Source organism: Gordonia sp. PS3, assembly GCF_041950545.1.
In the GTDB taxonomy this organism is placed as follows: domain Bacteria; phylum Actinomycetota; class Actinomycetes; order Mycobacteriales; family Mycobacteriaceae; genus Gordonia; species Gordonia sihwensis.
Genome location: NZ_CP169524.1, coordinates 3679405 through 3703427, shown reverse-complemented (window position 1 = coordinate 3703427; position 24023 = coordinate 3679405). Strand labels below are relative to the sequence as shown.

General features: G+C 68.6%; 20 protein-coding genes. 10 read left to right on the top strand and 10 right to left on the bottom strand.

The window, feature by feature from the left end; translation table 11 throughout:
- A complete protein-coding gene (locus ACE11G_RS17160; protein ID WP_375003215.1) occupies window positions 1-1584 on the bottom strand; it encodes an ABC transporter substrate-binding protein in 1584 nt (527 codons plus the stop codon).
- A gap of 197 nt (window positions 1585-1781) precedes the next feature.
- Between ACE11G_RS17160 and ACE11G_RS17155 the strand changes: the two genes are divergently transcribed.
- Window positions 1782-4133 (top strand): arylsulfatase, encoded by a 2352-nt coding sequence (locus ACE11G_RS17155; RefSeq protein ID WP_375003213.1) that lies wholly within the window; start codon window positions 1782-1784, stop codon window positions 4131-4133.
- 185 nt (window positions 4134-4318) lie between these two features.
- Window positions 4319-5302, top strand: a complete 984-nt coding sequence (locus tag ACE11G_RS17150) for a TauD/TfdA family dioxygenase (RefSeq protein WP_006898112.1) — start codon at window positions 4319-4321, stop codon at window positions 5300-5302.
- A gap of 91 nt (window positions 5303-5393) precedes the next feature.
- On the opposite strand, the gene ACE11G_RS17145 is transcribed toward ACE11G_RS17150, so the two are convergent.
- Window positions 5394-5816 carry a VOC family protein gene (locus tag ACE11G_RS17145; protein ID WP_375003210.1) on the bottom strand — a complete coding sequence of 141 codons (423 nt, stop codon included), beginning with the start codon at window positions 5814-5816 and terminating at the stop codon, window positions 5394-5396.
- 328 nt (window positions 5817-6144) lie between these two features.
- Window positions 6145-6417, bottom strand: coding sequence for an RNA-binding S4 domain-containing protein (locus ACE11G_RS17140; RefSeq protein ID WP_375003208.1), 273 nt, complete (start codon window positions 6415-6417; stop codon window positions 6145-6147).
- Here ACE11G_RS17140 and lysX point away from each other — a divergent pair.
- Window positions 6416-9808 carry a bifunctional lysylphosphatidylglycerol synthetase/lysine--tRNA ligase LysX gene (gene lysX / locus ACE11G_RS17135; protein ID WP_375003206.1) on the top strand — a complete coding sequence of 1131 codons (3393 nt, stop codon included), beginning with the start codon at window positions 6416-6418 and terminating at the stop codon, window positions 9806-9808. The genes ACE11G_RS17140 and lysX overlap by 2 nt on opposite strands.
- 72 nt (window positions 9809-9880) lie before the next feature.
- On the opposite strand, the gene ACE11G_RS17130 is transcribed toward lysX, so the two are convergent.
- The 3 genes from ACE11G_RS17130 to ACE11G_RS17120 form a co-directional block, all read right to left on the bottom strand.
- On the bottom strand, window positions 9881-10537 hold the full coding sequence (locus ACE11G_RS17130) for an ABC transporter ATP-binding protein (protein WP_006898107.1): 657 nt from the start codon (window positions 10535-10537) through the stop codon (window positions 9881-9883).
- Window positions 10534-11622 carry an FtsX-like permease family protein gene (locus ACE11G_RS17125; protein WP_260868682.1) on the bottom strand — a complete coding sequence of 363 codons (1089 nt, stop codon included), beginning with the start codon at window positions 11620-11622 and terminating at the stop codon, window positions 10534-10536. The genes ACE11G_RS17130 and ACE11G_RS17125 overlap by 4 nt, the downstream gene beginning before the upstream one ends.
- 70 nt (window positions 11623-11692) lie before the next feature.
- Entirely contained in the window at window positions 11693-12265 is a 573-nt protein-coding gene (locus tag ACE11G_RS17120) for a TetR/AcrR family transcriptional regulator (RefSeq protein ID WP_006898105.1), read from the bottom strand.
- 172 nt (window positions 12266-12437) lie between these two features.
- Here ACE11G_RS17120 and rraA point away from each other — a divergent pair, with 172 nt between their 5' ends.
- The 4 genes from rraA to ACE11G_RS17100 all read left to right on the top strand — a co-directional run bounded on the left by rraA (window position 12438) and on the right by ACE11G_RS17100 (window position 17132).
- Window positions 12438-12926 (top strand): ribonuclease E activity regulator RraA, encoded by a 489-nt coding sequence (gene rraA, locus ACE11G_RS17115; protein WP_039868113.1) that lies wholly within the window; start codon window positions 12438-12440, stop codon window positions 12924-12926.
- Window positions 12927-12956: 30 nt separating this feature from the next.
- Complete coding sequence (locus tag ACE11G_RS17110; RefSeq protein WP_006898103.1) at window positions 12957-14510, top strand: succinic semialdehyde dehydrogenase; 1554 nt, start codon at window positions 12957-12959, stop codon at window positions 14508-14510.
- 131 nt (window positions 14511-14641) lie between these two features.
- A complete protein-coding gene (locus ACE11G_RS17105; protein ID WP_375003202.1) occupies window positions 14642-16084 on the top strand; it encodes an amidase in 1443 nt (480 codons plus the stop codon).
- A 64-nt stretch (window positions 16085-16148) separates the two neighbouring features.
- The gene (locus tag ACE11G_RS17100) at window positions 16149-17132 is read left to right on the top strand and encodes a LuxR C-terminal-related transcriptional regulator (RefSeq protein ID WP_222111360.1); all 984 of its coding nucleotides are present in this window, start codon (window positions 16149-16151) and stop codon (window positions 17130-17132) included.
- Window positions 17133-17158: 26 nt separating this feature from the next.
- Here the strand turns inward: ACE11G_RS17100 and ACE11G_RS17095 are convergent, their stop codons facing one another.
- Window positions 17159-18328 carry an FAD-binding oxidoreductase gene (locus ACE11G_RS17095; protein WP_278125713.1) on the bottom strand — a complete coding sequence of 390 codons (1170 nt, stop codon included), beginning with the start codon at window positions 18326-18328 and terminating at the stop codon, window positions 17159-17161.
- Window positions 18329-18471: 143 nt separating this feature from the next.
- Window positions 18472-18954, bottom strand: a complete 483-nt coding sequence (locus ACE11G_RS17090) for an Lrp/AsnC family transcriptional regulator (protein WP_006898099.1) — start codon at window positions 18952-18954, stop codon at window positions 18472-18474.
- 150 nt (window positions 18955-19104) lie between these two features.
- Between ACE11G_RS17090 and pdhA the strand changes: the two genes are divergently transcribed.
- Genes pdhA through ACE11G_RS17075 form a run of 3 tightly spaced genes read left to right on the top strand, consistent with a single transcriptional unit; the run spans window position 19105 to window position 22495 of the window.
- Window positions 19105-20181 carry a pyruvate dehydrogenase (acetyl-transferring) E1 component subunit alpha gene (gene pdhA, locus ACE11G_RS17085; protein ID WP_346077544.1) on the top strand — a complete coding sequence of 359 codons (1077 nt, stop codon included), beginning with the start codon at window positions 19105-19107 and terminating at the stop codon, window positions 20179-20181.
- Window positions 20181-21179 carry an alpha-ketoacid dehydrogenase subunit beta gene (locus ACE11G_RS17080; protein WP_006898097.1) on the top strand — a complete coding sequence of 333 codons (999 nt, stop codon included), beginning with the start codon at window positions 20181-20183 and terminating at the stop codon, window positions 21177-21179. Before pdhA ends, ACE11G_RS17080 begins: the two co-directional genes overlap by 1 nt.
- A gap of 20 nt (window positions 21180-21199) precedes the next feature.
- Entirely contained in the window at window positions 21200-22495 is a 1296-nt protein-coding gene (locus ACE11G_RS17075) for a dihydrolipoamide acetyltransferase family protein (protein WP_375003199.1), read from the top strand.
- A 32-nt stretch (window positions 22496-22527) separates the two neighbouring features.
- Here ACE11G_RS17075 and ACE11G_RS17070 read toward each other — a convergent pair whose 3' ends face one another.
- On the bottom strand, window positions 22528-23253 hold the full coding sequence (locus tag ACE11G_RS17070) for a cutinase family protein (RefSeq protein WP_006898095.1): 726 nt from the start codon (window positions 23251-23253) through the stop codon (window positions 22528-22530).
- Window positions 23254-23256: 3 nt separating this feature from the next.
- Window positions 23257-23982, bottom strand: a complete 726-nt coding sequence (locus ACE11G_RS17065; protein WP_039868111.1) for a DUF6474 family protein — start codon at window positions 23980-23982, stop codon at window positions 23257-23259.
- Window positions 23983-24023: the final 41 nt, after the last annotated feature.

The window sequence follows — 24023 nt, the reverse complement described above, 5'->3', positions numbered from 1 at the left end:
TCAGGACCTCCGATCAGAGGTGGCGAGGCTGGTGTGATCGAAATGGAGCTGGTCGCGGCGGTCCCAGTCGACTCCGTGGACCGTCGGCGCCGCGGTCACGCTCGAGATGACGACACCGATCTCGATCAGGAAGAGGTCGTCGAGCCAGACACGGTCGAGTCGGCGATAGGCGTCCAGAGCCTGCGGAGACGCCGGATCGGCGATCTTCCAGGCGGCGTCGGCCGCCGACGAGTACTCGGCGCTCGAGTAGTTCGAGGAGTTCTTGGCTGCGTTGAACGGATACGCCGAGACCGCCAGCGTCGACGGTGTGAACTGCGCGAAGGCATGCTGCAGTATCCACAGCCCGGAGAACTGACCGCCGATCAGTTTGGTGGCCTGCACGGTCCGGTCATTGGGAACGAGATTCGCGGTGATCCCGACCTCGCGCAGGTTCGACTGGATGATCTCCGCAACGATCCGGTCCGAGCCGCCGGTGGTGTAGTCGAGGTCGATCGGCGGGACCGGCCCGGCCTCACGCAGGAGGTCGCGGGCCCGCTGGAGATCCCGGCGATAGGTACGGTTGCCCGACTCGTCGTAGGCGGGCGAGGTCCGGGGCCACGGCAGATTCACCGGATAGCCGGAGCCGCGATAGACGTCCTTGATGATCCGATCCCTGTCGACCGCGTAGGCGATGGCGCGACGCACCCGGGGGTCGCCGAGCGCTGGGTTGGCCACATTGACGCCCACATACACCTGGGACTCGCCGCCGGTGAGCTGAATGTCGCTGAAGCCGTAACGGCGCGTGGCGATCTGGTGGTCGCTGTCGGTCAGTCCGCTGGCCACGTCGAGCTGTCCGGTGCGCAGCCGGGTGTAGAGCGACTTGGGATCGCGGGCTTCGACGAAGGTGACGGCGTCGAGCGGCGCCGACCCGCCCCAGTACCCGGTGTTGCGGACCAGACGCACCGAGGAGTTCGGCGTCCACGAGTCGAACCGGAACGGGCCGGTGCCGTTGAACGACTTGCCGGCCTTGAGTTCATCGATCTTGGATCCGTCGAGGACGGGCGCGGAGTCGAGCAGGTCGAAGACGTTGCCCGTGGGGTGCGCGAACGTCAGCACGATGCGGTGGGGATCGCTGACGTCGTACGAGGTGATGGCGGCCGCGGTGCGCTTGAACTGCGGTGTCCACGGACCGCCCAGGTACGCCTGGAGCGACGCGCGAACGTCTGTCGAGGTGAACGGGCGGCCGTCGTGGAAGCGGACGTGCTCGCGCAGATTCAGCGTCAGCGTCTTGCCGTCCGGTGCCGTGCTCCACGAGGTCGCCAGTGAGGGCCGCGGCGTGAGGGTGTCGTGGTCGTAGGTGATCAGAGTGTCGTACACGTTCGCGAGAACGTGGCCGTTGACGCTGCCGGTACCGATCTGCAGGAAGGTCTTGGGCGAGAGGTCGCCGAGTACTCCCACGCGCAGATCACCGCCGGCCGCGACGGGGCCGGACGTCGCGGTGGTCTGCTGCGCCTCGACCGCGCTGCGGCAACCACCGAGGCCGAGCACGACGACGACGGTCAGGGCGAGCACCCACGGTTTTCGCGAGCGCGGAATCGGGAACATGCGAAGGTCTGCTTTCTCGAAGAGGACGGTGATCGCGGAAATGCGCGACTTCGAGGAATCATTCGCGGGTGGCGGCCGAATGTAATCGGTTGCGTTCAGCCCGAATCTAAACTTTGACCGCAGATCGGAGAGTGAGGCATCTTCGCGCAAGCGCCGAAACGCTGATTCGGCGAATAACGCGAACAGGAAGCAGGCAGATGTCCGGCAACGACGGCAATTCAATTCCCGCTCACGCGCGAGGTTACGAGGATTTCGGCGGCGCAGTCGGCCGCACCACCTCGGTGTCGACGCCGTGGTGGCCGCCCGAGCCCGAACCGCCGGCCGGCGCGCCGAACATCGTCGTGGTCCTGGTCGACGATCTCGGATACTCCGATGTCGGTCCCTTCGGCGCCGAGATCCCGACGCCGAACATCGACCGGCTCGCGCGGAGCGGGTTCCGGCTGAGCAACTACCACACCACACCGGTGTGCTCACCGGCGCGTGCGGCGCTGCTGACCGGCGTCAACCCGCACCGTGCGGGCTACGGCAGCGTCGCCAACTCCGACCCCGGCTTTCCCGGGCTGCGCCTGGAACTGGCCGACGACGTGCTCACGCTGCCGGAGATACTGCGGGAGTCCGGGTACGCCACCTTCGCTGTCGGCAAGTGGCATCTGGTGCGGGACGCCGACATGAGCCCGGGGCGGTCGCGGAAGTCGTGGCCCCTGCAGCGCGGCTTCGACAGCTACTACGGTTCGCTGGAGGGCTTGAACTCGTTCTTCAACCCGAATCAGCTGATCGCCGACAACTCGGTGGTCGACGTCGACGAGTATCCCGACGGGTACTATGTCACCGACGATCTCACGGACCGGGCGATCGACCAGATCACAGCGTTGCGCGCACACGACGCGGACAAGCCCTTCTTCCTGTACTTCGCGCACATCGCGATGCATGGACCGCACCAGGCGAAAGCCGACGACCTGGCTCGTCACCGCGGCAGGTACGCCGAAGGCTGGGACGAGGTGCGCCGCAAACGCTTCGCGCGACAGATCGCCGACGGTTTGTTCGACCCCGGCACGCCGATCGCCGAGCGCAACACCGAACCCGGCTACGACGCGCCGTGCTGGGACGACTTGAACGACGACGAGAAGCGCCGCTACCAGCGTTACCAGGAGGTGTACGCGGCGCTCGTCGACAGCGTCGACCAGAGCGTCGGGCGGCTCATCGGCCTACTCGAGGATCTCGGTGAGCTCGAGGACACGATCATCGTGTTCACCTCCGACAACGGTGGCACCGCAGAGGGCGGGGCCACCGGAACACGGTCGTACTTCAGCCAGTTCGTGCACGGTCCGGTGCCCGATGACTGGGAGCGCGACGTGCCGCACGACGAGGAGCTGATCGGCTCGGCCGACCTCGGCGTTCATTATCCGCGCGGCTGGGGCCAGGCGTCCAACACCCCCTTCCGCTTCTACAAGGGGCAGACCTTCGCAGGCGGCGTGCGGGTGCCGTTCGTGATGTCGTGGCCGAGCGGGCTGCCGCGGACCGAGGGAGACAACGGCGTCCGGCGGCAGTTCTCGTACGTCACCGACCTCGCGCCGACTCTGCTGGAGCTGGCCGGCGTGCCGACTCCCGCGACACGTCAGGGCGTGCCCGCGGTGGAACGGGACGGCGTCAGCATCGCCGAGGTGCTCCGCGACCCGGCGGCGTCCTCGCCGCACATCGAGCAGTACGCGGAGTTCGGGGGCCATCGCGGTTTCTATCGTGACGGCTGGAAGCTGTTGTCGCTGCACGACCACCGCCCTGACCACGTCGACGCACCCCGCTGGCAGCTGTACGACGTGCGCACCGACCCCGCGGAGACGAACGACGTGGCCGCGGAACATCCCGACCTCGTGGCGGAACTGGCGCGAGCATGGGACGCCGCGGCCTGGCACAACACGGTGTTCCCGCTCTTCGACACCGCGGACGCACCGCAGCGGCGACGCCCGGCCGAGGACCGCCGGTACGCATCGCCGGTCCGGATCCTGGCCGGGACGCCGACGCTCGAACGGTACCGGTCGAGTCGGCTCATCGCCTACCGAGACTTCGACGTGATCGTCGAACTGCGGGGCTGGTCGGCCGAGGACGAAGGGGTGCTGGTCGCGCACGGCGACCAGCAGGGCGGCTACCTGCTGGCGGTGGAGGACGGGCGGCTGACGTTCACCTTCAATTCCTACGGCCGGATCCAGCGGGTCACCGGTGCTCTGCCGCCCGGAACGGACACCGTCACCCTCCGGGCGGCCGCGACACTGCGGGTGAGGTGGGACTTCACCGTGCTCGCCTCGGCCTCAGGCGATGAGACGGTGGTCGCGTCCCTGCCCGATGCGGTGCAACTGGTCGGAATGGCGCCGTGGACCGGGATCTCGGTGGGTCGCGACGCACGCGGCGCCGTCGACCCGCAGCTGCGCCGCCGTCGCGGCGTCTTCCGTGCCGGTCCCGCCCTGGTGGCCGTCACCTACCGGCCGGGCCCGGTGCGGGTCCCCGAAGACGTGCGGCGAGAGATCGACGATCACGCCGCCGACCACGCGGATTGAGGCTCTGCGTCCTTTCGATCAGGGTGAGTGAATATCTCGCGGCAGGTCGAGCCGACTGATTTCATTGAATTACCGAATCGGTATCTCATCAATCAGTTCCTCACTCACAGGCGAAGCATCGGCATTCGCCGATTCAGTGATGAATTCACACCATTCCAACCACATTCTTCGAGAGGGATCTCGCTATGACCGTCACGTCCATCTCCAATCGCGCCGACCGCGAAGAGGCCGCGCGAAAGATCTATTCCGAAGCAGGCATCACCGTCGACCGACTCGGCGAGAACATCGGCGCCAGAATCGGCGGAGTGCGCCTGGGCGGGGAGTTGCCCGCCGAACAGGTCGAGGCGATCCGCCTCGCCCTCGCCGCGAACAAGGTGGTCGTCTTCACCGACCAGCATCATCTCGACGACGACGGTCAGTACGCGTTCGCCGAACTGCTCGGCGATCCGACTCTTCCGCACCCCACGGTCACCTCCCGCGGTTCGCAGCTGTTGACGATCGAAGGCGCCGCCAACAGCTGGCATACGGACGTCTCCTTCGTCGACCGCGTCCCGAAGGCGTCCATCCTGCGTGCGGTGACGCTGCCGGCGTGGGGCGGAGCCACCACCTGGGCCTCGACCGTGGCGGCCTACGAGCAACTGCCCGCGCCGCTGCGGGCGCTGGTCGACGGGCTGTGGGCCAAGCACACCAACTTCTACGACTACGTGACCGCCGAACACGACGGCGGTGACGAGGAGACGCGCCGTCGCGCCGACCACTACCGCGAGTTCACGAGCGCCGCGTACGAGACGCTCCATCCGGTGGTGCGGGTGCATCCGGAGACCGGGGAGCGGAGTCTGCTGCTCGGACATTTCGTCAAGGAGTTCCCGGCGCTAAAGCCCGCCGAGTTCGGTCCGCTGTACCAGCTGCTGCAGAACCGAATCACCCGGCTCGAGAACACCTTCCGGTGGAATTGGAGTCTCGGCGATGTGGCGATCTGGGACAACCGTGCCACGCAGCACTACGGCATCGCCGACTTCGGCGGGCAGAAGCGGGAACTGCACCGGATCACGCTCGCCGGCGACGTCCCGGTGAGCATCGACGGCGAGAGCAGCCGGATCATCGCCGGCGACGCATCGCACTACTCGGTGGTGGAGGAGCCGCGCCGGTTGGGCGTATACGCGGCGTGACCTACGCTGCGTGACCTACGCGGCGGCGGCCCGGCACTGCGGTGTCGGGCCGCCTCGGGCTCACCGCGGCCGGGGTCCGACCGCCGTCTCACTACTCTCCCGCGCAGGAGAACGCCCACATCACGCCGAATCGGTCGAACACCTGGCCGTACCATCCGCCCCAGGGCGCGCGGGCGAAGGGCATGGCCTCGCGGCCGCCGCCCTCGACCAACCGCTGGAGGTAGGTGCGCGCCTGGTCCGGAGTGTCCGTCGTGTAGAGCAGCGAGTAGGCCGTTCCCTGCACGGCGTAGTCGTGACCGTCCGGCATCGCGTCGGCGCCGGCGATGATGCCTGCGTTCGTCACCAGAGTCGCGTGCGCTACCGCCTGCGGGTCGGGGTCGAAGGGCATTCCGGGCATCGGGTTGTCTCCGTAGCGGAGGATCTGGAGCTCCCCTCCGAAGACGTCGTGCCAGTGCTGCATTGCCTCGGCTGTGGTGCCGGGCAATGCGATGTACGTTGCGATCGACTCTGCCATGTCTCGCTCCTTCGGGGCCGGTGGTCTCTGTAGTATGCGCGCACCTAGAGGGCGCGGGGGAGGTGTCCGGCCGACCTGGCTCATACCGCGGCCCGTGAGTGAAACCGGACTCTTTCCGCGCCGGAGGCTAACGCGTGGTGCGTCGTCGACGACACTCTGGATAGGGAGTGAGCCTACTGCGGGCTCGGAGCGGAAAGGACAGACATGCCGACGAGTCGCCAACGACGCAAGACCCCGCGAACGATGCTCGCGCGTGTCGTCGGCAACTGGCGCCGTGTTCCGCGGGAGCTGTCTGAGCAGCGAGAACGTCTCGTCACTCAGCAGGAGCTCACGGAGCTGAAACTCGCACGCTGATTCCGCCCAGCTCGACCACGTCGCCGTCGCGCAGCTGACGGCCGCGGCGGATCTCCGGCCGGCCGTTGACCGTGACCAGCCCGTCGGCGATCACCGCCTTGGCGTCGGCCCCGGACTCGATCAGGTTCGCAAGCTTCAGGAACTGCCCGAGTCGGATGCTGTCATCCCGGATTTCGATCTGATCCACTCCTGCATTGTGCCGCGCGTCCTTCTCCGCCGGCCGGGCGCCCGGATAATTTGAAGGCATGCCAGAACTGGAGAACGGATCCCGTGACGCGATGCCGAGTGCGGCGACGCGGGAGGCGAGTCGACACGCGACCGCCAATCGTCGATCGTCCGCGATCGTCCGGCGCATCTCCAATCCCAGCGGCTTCGGCCGGCGGATACCGCGGATCGCGGGGACCGTCGTGGGGCTGCTCGCGACCGTCTCACTGCTGTCGACGCTGATCCCGCCGTTCCGGCATCTGGTCCGCATTCCGCGGATGTTCGTCGACGACTACCTGTTCCCCATGCCCAGCACCAGCCTCGCGTGGACGGTGGTTCTGGGGCTGCTCGCGGTGTCGCTGTCGCTGCGCAAACGTGTGGCGTGGTGGATCACGGTCGCCTACTTATCGCTCTACACCGTGCTGAACCTGCTGGTGGTCCTGGTCGCCGCGTCGGACCCGGGCTGGGCGGACGAGTGGCGGCAGTCGGTGAGCGGTCTGATCGTCAACATCGCGCTGATGGTCGTGCTGATCGCGGGCTACCGGCAGTTCAACACCCGTGTCCGGCGCGGCGCGCTCCGGTGGGCGGCGGTGGTGCTGGTCGGCGGGCTGGCCGCCGGAACCCTCGCCGGCTGGGCGCTGCTCAGCGTCGCACCCGGTACCGTGGCACCGAACGAACGGCTGCCGTACGCCTTCAACCACGTGGTCGCCTTCGCGACCATCGATGTGAAACCCTTCGCGAATCATCACGCGCCCTGGATGGTGAACTGGCTGCTCGGTCTGTTCGGGGCGCTCGCGCTGATCTGTGCGGCCGTCGTGCTGTTCCGGTCGCAGCGGCTCAGCTCGCTCATGACCGCCGAGGACGAACGCCTGGTGCGTGCACTTGTGGACGCCTACGGCGACGAGGACTCGCTCGGCTACTTCTCGACGCGGCGCGACAAGGCGGTCGTCTTCTCCCCCGACGGACGTGCGGCGATCACCTATCGAGTGGAGATGTCGACAGCGCTCGCCGGCGGCGATCCCGTGGGCGATCCGGACTCCTGGACCGAGGCCATCGCCGAGTTCTTCGCACTCTGCGAGACCTATGGGTGGCATCCGGCAGTGCTCGGCGCCAGCACCAGGGGAGCCGAAGTCCTGCACGCTGCCGGCCTCGACGCGATCAACCTCGGCGACGAGGCGATCCTGAACGCGGCCGACTTCAGCCTGTCCGGGCCCACCATGAAGGGTGTGCGGGGGTCGGTGTCGCGGGTCAGACGGCTCGGTGTGACCGTCCGGATGCGGCGCATGAGCGAACTGCCGTGGGCCGAGGTGGAAGGAGTGGTCCGGCGCGCCGACGAATGGCGCGACACCGAGCAGGAGCGCGGCTTCGCGATGGCGCTGGGCCGGGTGGGTGACCCGGCGGACGGCGACGCACTGCTCGTCGAGGCGGTGGAGGCCGAGGGCACCGCCGACGAGAAGGTCATCGGCATGCTGTCGTTCGTTCCCTGGGGCCGCAGCGGTGTCTCGCTGGACCTGATGCGGCGCGACCGCAACGGCCCGAACGGCGTGGTGGAGACCATGGTGTCCGAGCTGGCGCAGAACGCCGAGTCGGTCGGCGTCACGAAGATCTCCCTCAACTTCGCCACCTTCCGAGACGTCTTCGAGCACGGGCCGCAGGTGGGGGCCCGACCGGTGCTGCGGCTGGTGTACGCGGTGCTGAAGTTCTTCTCGAAGTTCTTCCAGATGGAGTCGCTGTACAAGTCGAATGCGAAGTATCAGCCCCGGTGGAAGCCGCGCTACATCTGCTACGAAGACGCCAAGGTGATTCCACGCGTCGCTCTGGCCGCGATGGTCGCCGAGGGATTCGTCCAGCTTCCCGGCAAGCACTGGCGGGCCAGGCACTATCGGAGCGGTGCGTCGTCGGTCCCGGACGGCATCGACGTCGACGAACTGGTCGCCGAACTCGAATCGGAGTCGCGGACCCGAGGGATCGCCGAGGTGCGTCGGCCCGAACAGGTGCGCGTGCGGCTGGACAAGCTGGAGCGGCTGATCGACGACGGAGTGGACCCGTACCCGGTGGCGCAACCGCCCACGCACACCGTGGCCCAGGCCGCGGCCGCGCCGCTCGGGACCGTAGTGCGCATCGCCGGAAGGCTCACGCGCAAACGCGATTTCGGTCGAGTCACGTTTGCCGACGTGCACGACCAGAGCGGCGAGATCCAGATCCTCGTGGAGCCCGCGGCGATGGGGGAGCACTCGCTCGACTTCGCTTCCACCGTGGATCTAGGAGACCTCGTCGAGATCACCGGAACCATCGGGACCAGCCGATCGGGCGAGCTGTCGGTGCTCGCGACGCAGTGGCGTCTGAACGGCAAGTGTCTGCACCCGCTTCCGGACAAATGGAGCGGTCTCACCGATCCGGAGGCCCGGGTGCGGCAGCGCTACCTCGACCTGGCGGTCAACGCTCGCAGCCGCGAACTGCTGGCGACCCGCAGCGCCGTGGTCCGCGCCCTCCGCGATCATCTCGCCTCGGAGGGATTCCTGGAGGTGGAGACGCCGATCCTGCAGCAGGTGCACGGAGGGGCGAACGCGACCCCGTTCCGCACGCACATCAACGCCTACGACATGGACCTGTACCTGCGCATCGCCCCCGAACTGTTCCTGAAACGACTGTGCGTGGGAGGCATCGAGAAGGTCTTCGAGATCGGCCGGAACTTCCGCAACGAAGGCGTCGATTTCTCACACAACCCGGAGTTCACCAGTCTGGAAGCCTATGCGGCACACCATGATTACGAGTCGATGATGACGCTCGCGCGGGAGCTGATCGTCGCAGCGGCCACCGCCGCCAACGGGCGGGCGGTGATCGAGCGCACCGGGGACGCCGGCGTGGAGACGGTCGACATCTCCGGACAGTGGCCGGTGAAGTCCGTCCACGCCGCGGTGTCGGAGGCTGCGGGAGTGCAGATCACTCCGGAGACGGGTGTGGACGAGTTGCGGCACGTGTGCCGCGGGCTCGACATCGCGTTCCGCCCCGACTGGGACGCCGGGCATCTGGTCCTGGAACTGTACGAACACCTGGTGGAGGCACGGACCACGTTCCCGACGTTCTACAAGGACTTCCCGACCTCGACGTCGCCGCTCACCCGCGCGCACCGCCTCGTCGACGGCCTCGCGGAGCGCTGGGATCTGGTGGCCTGGGGTGTGGAACTCGGCACCGCCTACACCGAACTGACGGACCCGGTGGAACAGCGCACGAGGCTCACCGAGCAGTCGATCCTGGCGGCGGGCGGTGACTCGGAGGCGATGGAACTCGACGAGGACTTCCTCACCGCGCTCGAGTACGCGATGCCTCCGACCGGCGGCCTCGGCCTCGGCGTGGACCGCATCGTCATGTTGATCACCGGTCAGTCAATCCGCGAGTCGCTTGCGTTCCCGCTGGCCAAGCCGCACCAATAGACCCCGAAAACTTTGGCTCCCGGAACGGGCTGTGAGACCGGTCCGGGAGCCAAAGTTTTCGAGCGCGTGCGGTCAGACCGCGGCGAGCGACAGCGTGCTGTCTGCCGCGGCCATCACCTCGGGGTCGTGGGTCGCGATGACCGTGATGCAGCCGGACTCGGCGGTCACCTGCTTGATCAGGGCGGTGATGCGGCCGGCCTGGCTGCGGTCCACCGCAGCCGTCGGCTCGTCGATCAGCAGCAGTCGTGGCTCGTGGACCAGGGCGCGTGCGATCGCGACTCGCTGACGCTGGCCGCCGGAGAGTTCATCGGGCCGCTGCTTCTCGTGTCCGGCCAGCCCCACTTCATCGAGCAGGTGCAGGGCGCGGTCGCGGGCCTGCGACGGTCGGCGTCCGGAGATGACGGCCTGGGCCAGCACCTGGTCGAGAACGGTGAGTCCGGGAAACAGGTTGCCGGACTGGAACACGTATCCCACCCGGGTGCGCCGCATCCGGTCGCGGGCGCGGACCGACAGGCCCGTGACCTCGGTGTCGTCGAGGGTGACGCTCCCGCTGTCGGGCTGTCGCAGGATGCCGCACACACCGAGAAGGGTGGACTTGCCCGAGCCCGACGGGCCGACGATGGCCGTGGCCTCACCGGCTCGGAAGGTCGCGTCGAATCCGTCGAGGACGGTGAGACGCTCCTCACCCGAGTGGTATTCGACGCGGACGTCGCGGAGATCGAGGCTCATCGGGATGCTCCCAGCATGGTCAGGGGATCGGCGGAGACCACCCAGCGGAGGGTGACGGCGGAGCCGACGAGCGATGCCGCGATCACCGCCAGCGTGGTCGTCGCCAGGGACGAGAACGAGAGGTCGAAGGGAACGGCGTCGCCGAGCAACAGGCCGAGCAGATACGCGACCGCCGAGCCGATGATGGTGGAGAGCGCGACGACCACCGCGGCCTGGGCGAGTGCGGAACCGATCAGCGACCAGCGAGACACGCCGAGCGCCCGCTGCAACGCGTACACGCCCTGACGCTGCAGCACCCAGACGGCGAAGAACGCGGCGACGATCAGCGGAGCGATCACGTAGAGGAAGGCGAGGATCGAGTTCATGGTGAGCCGCTCGCCGGAGTAGCCGGGAGCCGCGGCGAGCAGGACGTCCTCGCTCTGCGTGGTGGTGCCGCCGAGCGTATCGGGCGGCGTCCCGCCGACGATGACCACGGCGGCGGCGGTTCCCTGCTGGCGCGGGCCCAGATCGGTGGTGCCGTACCGGATGGTCCGCCAGGTGTCGAGCGAGGTGTACGCGGCGGGGACGTGCCCGTACGAGCGGGCCTCGGAGATACCGACCACCCGCAGTCGGACGTCGCTGTTGTCGATCGCGAGCACGTCGCCGATGCCGACGCCGTCGTCGTGCAGCTTCTCGGAGACGACCACTTCGCCGGGTGCCGGCGTCAGTCGATCACCGCTCTCGGTGTCCGGAGCCAGCGGACCGTCCGGATCGACGCCGAAGACCGCGAGGTCGACCATCGTGCCCTTCTCCGTCTCGCCGTGCGACATGGTGACGCCCATCGGCGCCGCCTCGACGCCGGACTGGAATCGCCAGGCGTCCACGTCTTTCGCCGAGATCACGCTCCGGTTGAAGTCGGAGGTTCCGTCGGCGAAGGCCACGGACTGGGCGTTGAGCGCACGCAGCGCCGACACCGTGTCGTTGCCCAGGCCGATCGTGAAGCCCGACACCATTCCGACCAGGGCCGCGACCAGCGCGACCACCAGGCCGATCATCGCGAAGCGGCCCCAGGCCGCTCGCAGTTCACGCAATGCGATGAACACCATCGCTCCCATCTTAGAGACACTATGTCGCGAAGGACGGTACATGATCGCGACAGGGTGTCCCTAACTGGGCTCAGTCGGAGTCGACGATCGCCTCCGCGGCGCCGCACATGAAGTCGATGACCGACTCCGAGTCCTGTTCCGGACCGACCAGCGCGAGTGAGGAGTCCACGAGCGCCCCGACCGCGGCGATGACCAGGTCGGGGTGCGCGGCGCCGGAACGCGCGACCGCCTCGTGCAGCACGGCTGCGATCTGTCCGTGCAGGTCGGAGATCCGCTCACGGGCGGACTCCGACAGGCCGGCGTGGGCGAGTGACCGCTGCAGAGCGTGCTCGCCGCCGGCCGCGAGTGTGAGGTTGCTGCGCACGTAGGCGACCACGGCGGCGCGCGGGTCGGCAGCGGCGGCGACGTCCGCGCGGACCTGCGACGCCCACTCCTCGAAGCCTCGCGCGACCACCATGTCCACCAGATCGTCGATCGAGGAGACGTAGCGGTAGATGCTGTTCCGGGCGATGCCCGCCTCGGCGGCGACCGAGGCCGCGGTGAGCCGTTCCCGGCTCAGCAGAATCCGCTCGGTTCCGTCGATCAACGCCGACAGCACTGCCTCGCGGTGCTCGGCGAGCGAGTCGGCACTGATCTTCGGCACGTCGGTCGGCCGCCTTTCCGGAAGTGGAGACTCGGGTCGTACGGATAGAACACGCTACCGCCGCCGCGCGGGCCGCCGAAGCCGGTGCCCGAAGCCGGTGCTCACCGGCTGCGGCAGCTGTGACGTAACCGGGCGTTACAGATAAGAGTCCGCCCGCCTAGAATCGATGGCCATGAGCACGTTGAACTTCACCCCGACCGCCGACCTCGTCGACGAGATCGGCGCCGATGTCCGGAGCTGCGACACCCAGTTCACCCAGTACGGCGGGAACCGTGAGTTCGTCGGTACCGTGACCACGGTCCGGTGCTTCCAGGACAACGCGCTGCTCAAGTCGATCCTGTCGGAGCCCAACCCGGGCGGCGTGCTCGTGATCGACGGCGACGCGTCGGTGCACACCGCGCTCGTCGGCGACATCATCGCCGAACTCGGTCGGTCCAACGGCTGGGTGGGAATCATCGCCAACGGCGCCATCCGCGACGCGAAGACCATCGGCGGCATGGCCATCGGCGTCAAGGCGCTCGGGACCAACCCGCGCAAGTCGACGAAGACCGGTGCGGGCGAACGGGACGTGCCGGTGGAGCTCGGCGGCGTCACCTTCAATCCGGGCGACATCGTCTACTCCGACGACGACGGCATCGTCCTCGTCGCGCCCCAAGCCTGACCGCAGGCCACAGAACTCTAGGAGCACATCATGCCGAAGCCCGCACCCGCATACTTCCAGCGTCTGGCCGCGCTGGCCGCGATCGACAACCCGGCCGACCGCCCGACCCGGCCGGTGCTCGAGGCCTACAGCGGCGTCGAGATGGCGACCGTGCCAGTGGGCACCGCCGAGGATCTCGAGTTGGCCGTGGCCCGCGCCCGCGCCGCTCAGAGCGCGTGGGGCGATCGTTCGGCCGCCGACCGAGCCAAGGTGATCAACCGCTTCTCCGAGCTGGTCAACGACCACGCCGAGGAGCTCATGGACATCGCGCAGGCCGAGACCGGCAAGGCGCGGATCTACGCGCAGGAAGAGGTCATCGACGTCGCGCTGACCGCCCGCTTCTACGCGCAGCACGGTCCGAAGATGCTTGCCGATCGCAAGGTGCAGGGCATGCTTCCGGGCGCGACCGACACTCGGGTCCGCTACCAGCCCAAGGGCGTCGTCGGCGTCATCAGCCCGTGGAACTACCCGCTGACGCTGGCGGTCTCCGACGCGGTGGCCGCGCTCATCGCGGGCAACGCCGTCGTCATCAAGCCCGACAGCAACACCCCGTACTGCTGCCTCGCGCTGGCTGAACTCCTGTACCAGGCGGGACTCCCGCGCGAGCTGTACGCGGTGGTGCCCGGTCCGGGCTCGGTGGTCGGGCAGGCGATCGTCGCGCAGACCGACTACGTCATGTTCACCGGATCATCGGCCACCGGGTCGACTCTCGCGGCTCAGGCGGGCAAGCGGCTGATCGGTTTCTCGGCCGAGCTCGGTGGAAAGAATCCGCTGATCATCACCCGCAACGCCGATGTCGACCGGGCCGTCGCCGGTGCCGCCCGCGCGTGCTACTCGAACTCCGGGCAGCTGTGCATCTCGATCGAGCGGATCTACGTCGATCGGGCCATCGCCGACGAGTTCTCGGAGAAGTTCGCCGAGCACGTCAAGGGCATGAACCTGGCGGGCACCTATGACTTCAGCGCCGACATGGGCTCGCTCGCCTCGGCACAGCAGGTCGACACCGTCGACGCGCACGTCACCGACGCCGTCGCCAAGGGCGCCAAGGTGCTCGCCGGCGGACGCAAGCGCGCCGACCTGGGCCCGTTCTTCTACGAGCCGACTGTGCTCGCCGGCGTCACCGAACAGATGACCTGCTACGCGGACGAGACCTTCGGCCCGCTGGTGTCGATCTACCCGGTCGACTCCACCGACGAGGCGATCAAGCGCGCCAACGACACCGAGTACGGTCTCAACGCCAGCGTCTTCGCGGGCAGCAACGACGAAGCGCAGAAGATCGCCGAGCAGATCCACGCGGGCACGGTCAACATCAACGAGGGCTACGCCGCCGCATGGGGTTCCACGGCAGCTCCGATGGGCGGCATGGGCATCTCGGGCATGGGACGCCGACACGGTGAGGAGGGGCTGCTCAAGTACACCGAGCCGCAGACCATCGCCACCCAGCGGTTCATCGGTCTCGACGGCATCCGCGGGATCCCGCAGAGCCTGTACTTGAAGCTGACTCCGCAGATCATCAAGTCGCTCAAGTACCTGCCCGGCCGGTAAGCGTGGGTTCGAGGCCCGGTCGCGCTACCCGCGGCCGGGCCTATCGTCAAGGTGGCAGATCTGCCAATGGCTCCTGTCGACGGCTCCGAGTGAACTGTGGGACACCTCATAGTTTCGACAAGGAGTCCCTGATGCACCTCGACGAGTACACCACCCACGACGCCACCGGTCTGGCCGAGCTGATCTCGACCGGTCAGGTCGGTGCCGACGAAGTCCACGCCGCCGCGCGCGAAGCACTCGCCACAGTCAACGACGATCTCAACGCCGTCGTCGCCGGACCGTTCGAGGAACCGCTCGAGTACTCGTCCGACGGTCCGCTGGGTGGCGTCCCGTTCGTCATCAAAGACCTCATCTGCCACGCGGCCGGAGTCCGGACGTGGATGGGCACCCGGCTGACGGGCCCCGACGGCGTCGTGTTCGATCACGACACCGAACTGATGTCGCGGTTCCGCGCGAGCGGTCTGGCGACGCTGGCCACGTCCACGACCCCGGAGCTGGGCTACAACGCGAACACCGAGCCGGTGACGTCGGGATCGACCCGCAACCCGTGGGACACCTCCCGGTCGGCGGGCGGATCCAGCGGCGGCTCGGCCGCGTTGGTGGCGGCCGGTGCGGTGCCCGTCGCGCATGCGAACGACGGCGGCGGTTCGACGAGGATTCCGGCGGCGTACAACGGTCTGGTCGGATTCAAACCGAGTCGTGGGCGGGTCAGCCTGGCGCCGGACATGCAGGAGGCCTTGTACGGGTGCGCGGCGGAGTCGGTGGTGACCAGGTCGGTGCGCGACACCGCGACCGTGTTCGACACGATCTGCGGAGCCGCACCGGGTGACAAGTACGCCTGGTCCGGCGAGGACTACGGCTTCGCCGGGCTCGCTCGGCAGGACCCGAGGCGATTGCGCATCGCCGTCCACACCGAGTCGTGGGCTGGCACGTACGTCGATCCGGAGGTCGTGGCCTCGGTGGAGGCCGCAGCGCAGACGCTGCAGGATCTCGGCCATCGTGTGGAGGTCGCGACGCCGTCCTTCGACTGGGACCAGTTCATGGAGGCGCACTACCGCTACTGGGGCGGGTTCGTCGCCGAGTCGATCGCGGGGATCAGCGCGATGTCCGGCCTGGAACCCGGGCCGGAGACCCTTGAAGCCGCGATCCTGAAGGGCTGGGAGTACGGCAGGTCGCTGACCGTGCTCGACATGGCGGAAGCGTCGGCCGTGGTGAACACGATCACCCGGTCGGTCGCCGCGTTCTATCGGGACTACGATGTGCTGCTGACCCCGACCACCAACACGGTCGCGCCTGTTCTCGGTCATCTCGACTCCGACGACTCCTCGTTGAGCCACGAGGAGTGGACTCGGAGGATCTTCGACACCGTCAGCTTCACGCCGTTGCAGAATCTCACCGGGACCCCGGCGGTGAGCGTTCCGGCACGGCCGAGTTCCACCGGTCTGCCGATCGGTGTGCAGTTCGCCGGGCGCATCAACGAGGACGGGCTGCTGATGCAGTTGGCCGGCGAGTACGAGCGGGCCGCCGGATGGTCGGACCGTCGTCCGCGCGTTCACGCCTCGGCGATCAGCTGACGGGGACTTGTCAGGAGCTCGGGCTGCGGAGATCCTGGTCTGAGGTCGACGGACGGAGTGGTGCATGGCCGATGGCATCGGGTCGCTGGGGTTCGAACTGGCCGAGATCTGCGTCGCCGAATCCGTCGACCGCGCCCGGAGCGTTCTGCAAGTGCTGATGAATGCGACGGGCGCGGTCGCTGGTCTGCTCGCCGGACCGGATGGTGTCCGGACCGGTCCGGTTCTGGCGGTTCAGGAGTATTCGCCGCCGCTGGTCGAGGCGATCACCGGCGATTTCACCCGCGGACCCAGTTACCGGGCGCTGGCCGACGACCCCGTCCGGCCCCTCCGCAGCTGGCGGGACGTGGGTGAGGAGTTCGTGTCCAGCGCCATGACCCGCGACCTTCTCATCCCTGCCGGATACCGGGGCGGGGTGTCGATGAGGATCGTCGACGAGACCGACGGCTACGTCGGCGACCTCCACCTGAGTACGACCTGCCGGAGTCGGCCCACCGAGTCCGGGATGGTGGCGTTGCATCGGGTCCGCCCCATCCTGGCCGGTCTGTGCCGCAGCGAACTCCCGCGGACCGAACCGGTCCACGGGACGGGTGACGATGCTTCCGTGCAGACCGTGGCCCGGCTGATCGTCTGCTCGGACGGCCGCGTGGAGACGCTGCTCGCGCCGGGTGGGCCCGAGGGGAGTCGGCTGAGGGCTCTGGCGGCCAGTCTGAGCCGCGTTCGCGATCGACGTGATGTGCGCTGTCTGTGGTCGGCGGCGGACGGTCGTCCGTTTCGGGTCCAGGTCCGCTACTTTCCCGACGGTGCGTCCGTGACGGTGCTTGACGCGCCTGTCCCGTATGGACTGACGCATCGGGAGACCGAGGTGCTCTCGTACGTCTGGGCGGGGCTGTCGAACTATTCGATCTCCATCCGCACCGGCGTTCGCGAACGCACCGTCGCCGCCCACGTCAGTTCGATCCTGGCCAAAACGGGCACGTCGTCGCGGGCACGGGCGGCGGTGCTCGCTGAACGGGAAGGGCTGGTGTGGGCAGGGCTGCTCGCGAACTGATGCCGCCGGGCCCGGCCGCCTGACCCTCAGGCGGCCAGGGCCGATCGGCCGGGCGCCAGGGACGCCGCCGTGATGCCGAAGTCGGCGAGGTCGGCGGGCAGATCGCCGGTGAGTGCCAGCGACGCTCCGGCGCGCGCGAGCGCCGGAGCCATCTGGATTCCGTAGCCGCCCTGGCCTGCGAACCAGAAGAGGCCGTCGACCGCGGGATCGGGTCCGACCACCGGCGTGCGGTCGGCGGTGAAGCTGCGGAGGCCGGCCCACGACGTCGAGACGCTGCGCACGGCCAGCAGCGTCGCCTCGTTGAGCCGTTCGATCGCGCGGGCGATCTCCAGATCGTCCGGTTTGGCGTCCGAGGGCGGCTGCGGTGTCTCCTCCGCGGGCGAACACAAGAAGCCGGCGCCGTCGGGTTTGAAGTAGAAGTCCTCGCTCGCCGACATCGTCATGGTGCGGCGCGCCGCGATGGACCGGGCAGGAGTCTCCCGCGGGCCGGGAACCATGAACGCGGTCCGGCGGAGCGGAGCGATGCCGATCGGGGCGGCGCCGAACATGCCCGCGACTTCGTCGCACCACGCCCCCGCCGCGTTGACCACGGTGCGGGCGCGCAGTTCGTCGCCGGCCGCATCGCGCAGCACCCAGGACGACCGCTCGCGGCGGGCTTCGACGATGCCCGCCGACTTGAGCACGGTGCCGCCCCGGCGCCGGAGCCCGCGCAGAAAGCCCTGGTGCAGGCCGTGAACGTCGAGTTCCAGCGAACCGTAGTCGACCATCGCGAGGTCGGTGTAACCCGACCGGAGCATCGGATTCAGCTGTTCCGCCGCGTTCCCGTCGACCAGCTCGATGGTCTGGCTGCGTGGACTCACCGTCTCGTACAGGGCGCGAAGTCCGTCGACCTCGGTCTCCTCGGCGACGATCAGCAACGGCAGTTCGGCCACCAGCGGGCCGTCGACGATGTCGGGCGGCGCGACGAAGAAGTCGCGGCTGGCCCGGGTTAGCGCACGCACGGTGGCGTTGCCGTAGCTCTCCAGGAAGGTCGCGGCCGAACGGCCGGTGGTGTGGTAGGCCAGCGTCGATTCACGTTCGACGAGGGCGACCGATCGGTGGGCGGCCAGTTCGTACGCGATCGAGACGCCGGCGATTCCGCCGCCGACGACGATTGTGTCGAAGTCGGCGGCGGTGATCGAAGCGGTGTTGTCCATGGGGCTTCCCCTCGGCAGGTCGAAGAGGCGAGATGTGTCCTCCCCTCCGAGGGTAGGCACGAGATGTGATCCACGTCTTGGTCATCAGCACGAATCGGTAGGCCGCAGATCGGTGAGATCCACAAACCGACCAGTCGGAGAGGTCAGTCGGGCGGACGTCCGCCGGCGAGGCGCTCGATCAGCGGAAGGGTCCGATACCCGATCGCCTCGTGCATCACCACCGATACCGTCGTCCGTTCCACTCCCGGAACGGCCAGCACATGTCCGGCGATCCGGTAGAGATCGTCGGCGTCGGCGGCGACCACCAGCAGCTGCAGATCGGCGATGCCGGAGACGCCTACGGCTTCGAGTACTTCGGGAATCCCGTCGAGCGAGTCCAGCACCTGCTCCAGGCGATGCTGGTCGACCACCACGGCGATATAGGCGCGCAGGGGGAAGCCGAGGTCGCGCGGATGCACGCGACGGTCGAAAGGGGCCAGCACGCCTTCGGTCTCCCACCGCCCGATCCGCGCCTGGACGGTGTTGCGCGCCATGTCGACCAGTCCCGCCAACTGCACGCCGGTGGCGCGCGGGAACTCGCACAGAGCACGGAGAATCTTCGCGTCGGTTCGGTCCAGCCTGGCCATAGCGCACAGTATCGCTCGTCGAACGGTGCCGATGTTGGGCATTCTGATCAATTTCCCCGATGGACCTTGCGCAGGCTGCAATCTACTGAGACGGTGGCCACACGGACCAGGAAGCGTGCGATCCACGCGGACGTCCCGAAGGAGGCAGTCGTGTCCGACATCGACGAAATCGTTCAACTCGTCACCATCACCGGCGAGCGGCACATCCATCCCGACTTCTCGACCTACGTCGACGACATCGACATGGCCGAACTGCGGAGACTCTACGAGGACATGGTCGTCGTCCGACGCATCGACGCCGAGGCCACGGCGCTGCAACGCCAGGGGCAGCTCGGTCTGTGGGCGCCGCTGCTCGGGCAGGAGGCCGCTCAGATCGGTTCGGCCCGAGCGCTCGACGCCGAGGACTTCGTCTTCCCGAGCTACCGAGAACACGGCGTCGCCTACTGCCGCGGCGTGGCGCTCGAGGAGATGATGCCGTTCTGGCGCGGCACGTCACTGTCCGGCTGGGATCCGCACGAGCACAACATCGCGACTCCGGCGATCATCATCGGGGCGCAGACCCTGCACGCCGCGGGCTACGGGATGGGACTGAACCTCGAGGGTGCGGGCAGCGCGGTCATCACCTACTTCGGCGACGGCGCCACCAGCCAGGGCGATGTCTCGGAGGCGATGGGCTTCGCGGCGAGCTTCGCCGCGCCGGTGGTCTTCTTCTGCCAGAACAACCAGTGGGCCATCTCCGAGCCGGTGACCCTGCAGAGCAAGACGCCGATCGTCAACCGCGGCCGCGGCTACGGGATGCCGACCGTGCGGGTGGACGGAAACGACGTGCTGGCCGTGCTGGCGGTCACCCGGGCGGCTCTGGAACTGGCGCGAGAGGGCGGCGGCCCCACCTTCATCGAAGCGGTCACCTACCGCCGCGGACCGCACACCACGTCCGACGATCCCACCCGCTACCGCACCGCGGCCGATGATGCCGAGTGGATCCGGCGCGACCCGATCGAGCGCATCCGCCTGCTGCTCGAGGCCGCGGGTGCGCTGTCGGACGAGGACGCGAAGCTGATCGGTGAGCACGCCGACGCCGCGGCCGCCGAACTCCGGCGGGGATGCCTCGCGCTGGACGACCCGCCTGCGCTGTCGATCTTCGACGACGTGTACGCCGAACCGCACCCGTTGATCGACGCCGAACGGCGCGAGTACGCCGCCTACCTCGACACCCTGGAGGCATGATGACCGCCGCGGCGCCCGCCCCGACTCCACTCGGGAAGGCCGTCACCGCGGGTCTGCGAAAGGCGCTCGCCGACGATCCGAAGGTCGTCCTGATGGGCGAGGACATCGGTCGCCTCGGCGGGGTCTTCCGCATCACCGACGGATTGCAGGAGGAGTTCGGGACCGGCCGGGTCATCGACACCCCGCTCGCCGAGTCCGGCATCATCGGTACAGCGGTCGGGCTCGCCTTCCGCGGCTACCGCCCGGTGTGCGAGATCCAGTTCGACGGCTTCATCTATCCGGGGTTCGATCAGATCGTGTCGCAGGTGGCCAAACTGCACTACCGGACCGCGGGCCATGTCTCGATGCCCATCACCATCCGGGTCCCCTTCGGCGGCGGCATCGGCGCGGTGGAACATCACTCCGAGTCGCCCGAGGGCTACTTCGCGGCGACCGCCGGTCTGCGGGTGGTGACCTGCAGCAACGCGGCAGACGCCTACACGATGATCCAGCAGGCGATCGCCTCAGACGATCCGGTGCTGTTCTTCGAGCCCAAACGGCGCTACTGGGAGAAGGGCGAGACGGACTACCCGGCTCTGGACGCCGATCCGTATCCCCTCCACAAGGCGCGCGTCGCACGTCCCGGCGAGGATGTCACGCTGGTGGCCTACGGGCCGCTGGTCACCACCGCGCTGCAGGCGGCCGCCGTCGCAGAGGACGAGGGACGGTCCGTCGAAGTGGTCGATCTGCGATCGATCTCGCCCCTCGACACGGACACGCTCTCGGCCTCGGTCCGGCGCACCGGCCGGCTGGTGATCGCGCATGAGGCGCCGGTCTTCATGGGCGTCGGCGCCGAGATCGCCGCCCGCGTGATGTCGGAGTGCTTCTACCATCTGGAGGCACCGATCCAGCGGGTCGGCGGGTTCGCGACCCCCTATCCGCCGGCGAAACTCGAACGTCACTTTCTGCCCGACGTCGACCGCATCCTCGCCGCCGTCGACGCGGTACTCCTCGACTGACTCCTGCGGAAGGACCCGGCATGTCCGTCATCTCGACCTTCGATCTGCCCGACCTCGGTGAGGGGCTCACCGACGCCGAACTGGTGCGCTGGGAGGTGACGGTCGGTGACACCGTGGAACTCAACCAGGTGATCGCCGAGGTGGAGACCGCGAAGGCCGCCGTCGAACTGCCGTCGCCGTATGCGGGCACCGTGGTGAAACTGCACGTCCAGGAGGGGGAGACCGTCGACGTCGGCAGCCCGTTCATCGACATCCGGGTCGCCGGCGACGAGGCGGATGCGCCGGAGGCCGATGCCGTCGAGCCGCAGGCACCCGAACCCGTGCTCGTCGGGTACGGCGTCGCGGCGGAGAGCGGCACCCGGAGGCGGCGGAAGCCCGCGCCCGCCTCCGACGCGCGCGACACCGTCGGGGCGGTCGGCCACAGCGCTCCGGAACGACCGCTCGCCGCTCCGCCCGTCCGCAAACTCGCGCGCGAACACGGCGTGGACCTGACGGACGTGCGGCCGACCGGACGCTCGGGCGAAGTGACTCGAGCCGACCTCGACCGGCATCTGACCGCGGTGAAGGCCGGTGCGGTCGACGAGGCAGCGCCGACCGCGGCGGGGGCCGCCGGGCCGGACGAGGAGCGCACCGCGATCCGCGGCGTCCGGCGCCGCACCGCCGAGGCGATGGTGGCGAGCGCGTTCACGGCTCCGCACGTCACCGAGTTCGTGGACGTGGACGTGACGGCGATGACCGAACTCGTCGACGACCTCGCCGCTCACCGACGCTTCTCCGGAGTACGGCTGACACCTCTCGCACTCGTCGCGAAGGCGGCGCTGGTGGCGCTGCGCGGCAACCCGTCGCTCAACTCGACGTGGGACGAGGACGCGCAGGAGATCGTCACCAAGCACTATGTGAACCTCGGGATCGCGGCGGCCACGCCCCGCGGACTGCTGGTCCCCAACATCAAGAACGCCCACACGATGAGCCTGCTGGAACTCGCTCGGGCGCTGGGCGAACTGACGACCGTCGCGAAGGCCGGTGCGACGCCGCCCGCCGACCTGCTCGGCGGCACGTTCTCGATCACCAACGTGGGCGTCTTCGGCGTCGACTCGGGTACGCCGATCATCAACCCGGGTGAGGCGGCGATCCTCTGCTTCGGCGCGGTCCGGCCTCGACCCTGGGAATGGCAGGGTGAGATCGCGTTGCGGCAGGTGACGACCCTCAGCCTCTCCTTCGACCATCGGCTCGTCGACGGCGAGCAGGGCTCGGTCTTCCTGGTGACGGTCGCCGACGCGCTCTCGGACCCGCTGTCGCTGATCGCCCTGAGCTGAGCGGGGTACCGGGCCGGGGCTCGCGGGTCGCGCTACAGGTGCCGGGCGACGTAATCGGCGGCCTGATCGGCCATGCCGTTCACCGAGTACAGCAGGTGCAGCGCGTTCGGGCCGCCGAGCGGTGCGCCGTTGCAGATCGTGTCGCCCTGGATGCAGTACTCGACGGTCCGGTTCCGGTAGACCGCCTGCGGCTGGACCGGGGGAGCGCCTGCCTCGCGGAGGAAGCGCGCCGACGGCGGTGCGAACTCCACTACGGCGGCGATGTGGGGCGCGACGGCCGCGGGCAGGGGTTCGGGCACGTATGTGCGGTACTGCTGATAGCGATCGGGGACCCGGTAGGCCGAACTGATCGCGTATCCGGCGAGTGCGCCGCCCTGCGAGTAGCCACCGATGACGATCCGCGTGTCCGGGCACGCGGCGGCGATCGACTTCACCCGCCGCTGCGCGGTCTTGACTCCGTCGACGAAGGTGCGCGCGAACGCGAGCCGGTCGGTGAAGTTGCCGCTCGCGGCGTAGTCGACGGCTTCGATGCGGACAGACTTACCGGGCAACCGGTTCCTGACGGCGTTGCCGAACGCGATCCCGGTGACGCCCAGCGGGGGAGCCTCCTCGACGGTGCCGCGCGCGAACAGGACGTGCACGTCGACGCACCGCGGTGCCGCGGTCGAGGGGGCGCGGCCGAGGGTCGCGCCGCCGGTCAGCAGACCGGCGGCCGCAACGATCAGGCAGGACAGCAGCGCGAGTACCCGGCGCGTCACGGCTCAGCCCGCCTGGACCGGATGGACGTTGAGCCGCGCCAGCAGATCGTTGTCGATCGCCGTCAACTCGTTGTCGATGGCGCGCTGGGCGTTCTTGCGCTGCTGAGCGGGCATGGTGTCGGCGGCATCGGCAGCGACCTGGAGGTTGTCCAGGCGGCTGGACATCGCCGAGACGAAGGCCTTGCCCTCGGCCGACTGCTCGAGCGCCGCGACCTCGTCCGCGGTGGCGCGACAGGCCGCGATGCGCGCCCGCAGCGATGCGCTGGGGCCGCCGTACTGGGTCAGGAGCGCCGGCGACACGCCCGCTCGGCGGGCCTGGACGGCGGTCACCTGGCTGCGGGCGCCGACCGCGGCCCGATACGCGATCGGAACCACGATCGGGGCCGCCATCCGGGCCACCGCGAGGTACCGCTTCATCTTCGCCGGCGTGAAGAACGCCGCGGCGGCGTCGGCCTTCGCCTGTTCGGCTATCGCCTTGGCCTCGGCGGCCGCCGCCTTCTGCTGGGCCTTGCCGGTGGCCTTGACCGTTTTGCGATCCTGTTTCTGCGCCCGCTTGTGGAACTTGTGCTCATCCTTGAGCCGACGCTTCTGCGCCTTGCGGCTCGCGCGGGACTCGGCCTCCGCCTGGACCTCGGCGCGCTTGCGGATCGCCTTCTCCTCCGCCTTGCGAACCTTCGCATCGGCCTTGCGCTGAGCCCTCTTCGAGCTCATAGATGAGAGCAGTCCCATGGCGACCTTCCCGTCGGATACCCGACACCTGCGATCAGTTG

What these genes read in the sequence shown, in the direction of transcription:
- ACE11G_RS17160 (WP_375003215.1), bottom strand. Translation starts at nt 1,584, where the DNA reads ATGTTCCCGATTCCGCGCTCGCGAAAACCGTGGGTGCTCGCCCTGACC.
- ACE11G_RS17155 (WP_375003213.1), top strand. Translation starts at nt 1,782, where the DNA reads ATGTCCGGCAACGACGGCAATTCAATTCCCGCTCACGCGCGAGGTTAC.
- ACE11G_RS17150 (WP_006898112.1), top strand. Translation starts at nt 4,319, where the DNA reads ATGACCGTCACGTCCATCTCCAATCGCGCCGACCGCGAAGAGGCCGCG.
- ACE11G_RS17145 (WP_375003210.1), bottom strand. Translation starts at nt 5,816, where the DNA reads ATGGCAGAGTCGATCGCAACGTACATCGCATTGCCCGGCACCACAGCC.
- lysX (WP_375003206.1), top strand. Translation starts at nt 6,416, where the DNA reads ATGCCAGAACTGGAGAACGGATCCCGTGACGCGATGCCGAGTGCGGCG.
- ACE11G_RS17140 (WP_375003208.1), bottom strand. Translation starts at nt 6,417, where the DNA reads ATGCCTTCAAATTATCCGGGCGCCCGGCCGGCGGAGAAGGACGCGCGG.
- ACE11G_RS17130 (WP_006898107.1), bottom strand. Translation starts at nt 10,537, where the DNA reads ATGAGCCTCGATCTCCGCGACGTCCGCGTCGAATACCACTCGGGTGAG.
- ACE11G_RS17125 (WP_260868682.1), bottom strand. Translation starts at nt 11,622, where the DNA reads ATGGTGTTCATCGCATTGCGTGAACTGCGAGCGGCCTGGGGCCGCTTC.
- rraA (WP_039868113.1), top strand. Translation starts at nt 12,438, where the DNA reads ATGAGCACGTTGAACTTCACCCCGACCGCCGACCTCGTCGACGAGATC.
- ACE11G_RS17110 (WP_006898103.1), top strand. Translation starts at nt 12,957, where the DNA reads ATGCCGAAGCCCGCACCCGCATACTTCCAGCGTCTGGCCGCGCTGGCC.
- ACE11G_RS17105 (WP_375003202.1), top strand. Translation starts at nt 14,642, where the DNA reads ATGCACCTCGACGAGTACACCACCCACGACGCCACCGGTCTGGCCGAG.
- ACE11G_RS17100 (WP_222111360.1), top strand. Translation starts at nt 16,149, where the DNA reads ATGGCCGATGGCATCGGGTCGCTGGGGTTCGAACTGGCCGAGATCTGC.
- ACE11G_RS17095 (WP_278125713.1), bottom strand. Translation starts at nt 18,328, where the DNA reads ATGGACAACACCGCTTCGATCACCGCCGCCGACTTCGACACAATCGTC.
- ACE11G_RS17090 (WP_006898099.1), bottom strand. Translation starts at nt 18,954, where the DNA reads ATGGCCAGGCTGGACCGAACCGACGCGAAGATTCTCCGTGCTCTGTGC.
- ACE11G_RS17080 (WP_006898097.1), top strand. Translation starts at nt 20,181, where the DNA reads ATGACCGCCGCGGCGCCCGCCCCGACTCCACTCGGGAAGGCCGTCACC.
- ACE11G_RS17075 (WP_375003199.1), top strand. Translation starts at nt 21,200, where the DNA reads ATGTCCGTCATCTCGACCTTCGATCTGCCCGACCTCGGTGAGGGGCTC.
- ACE11G_RS17065 (WP_039868111.1), bottom strand. Translation starts at nt 23,982, where the DNA reads ATGGGACTGCTCTCATCTATGAGCTCGAAGAGGGCTCAGCGCAAGGCC.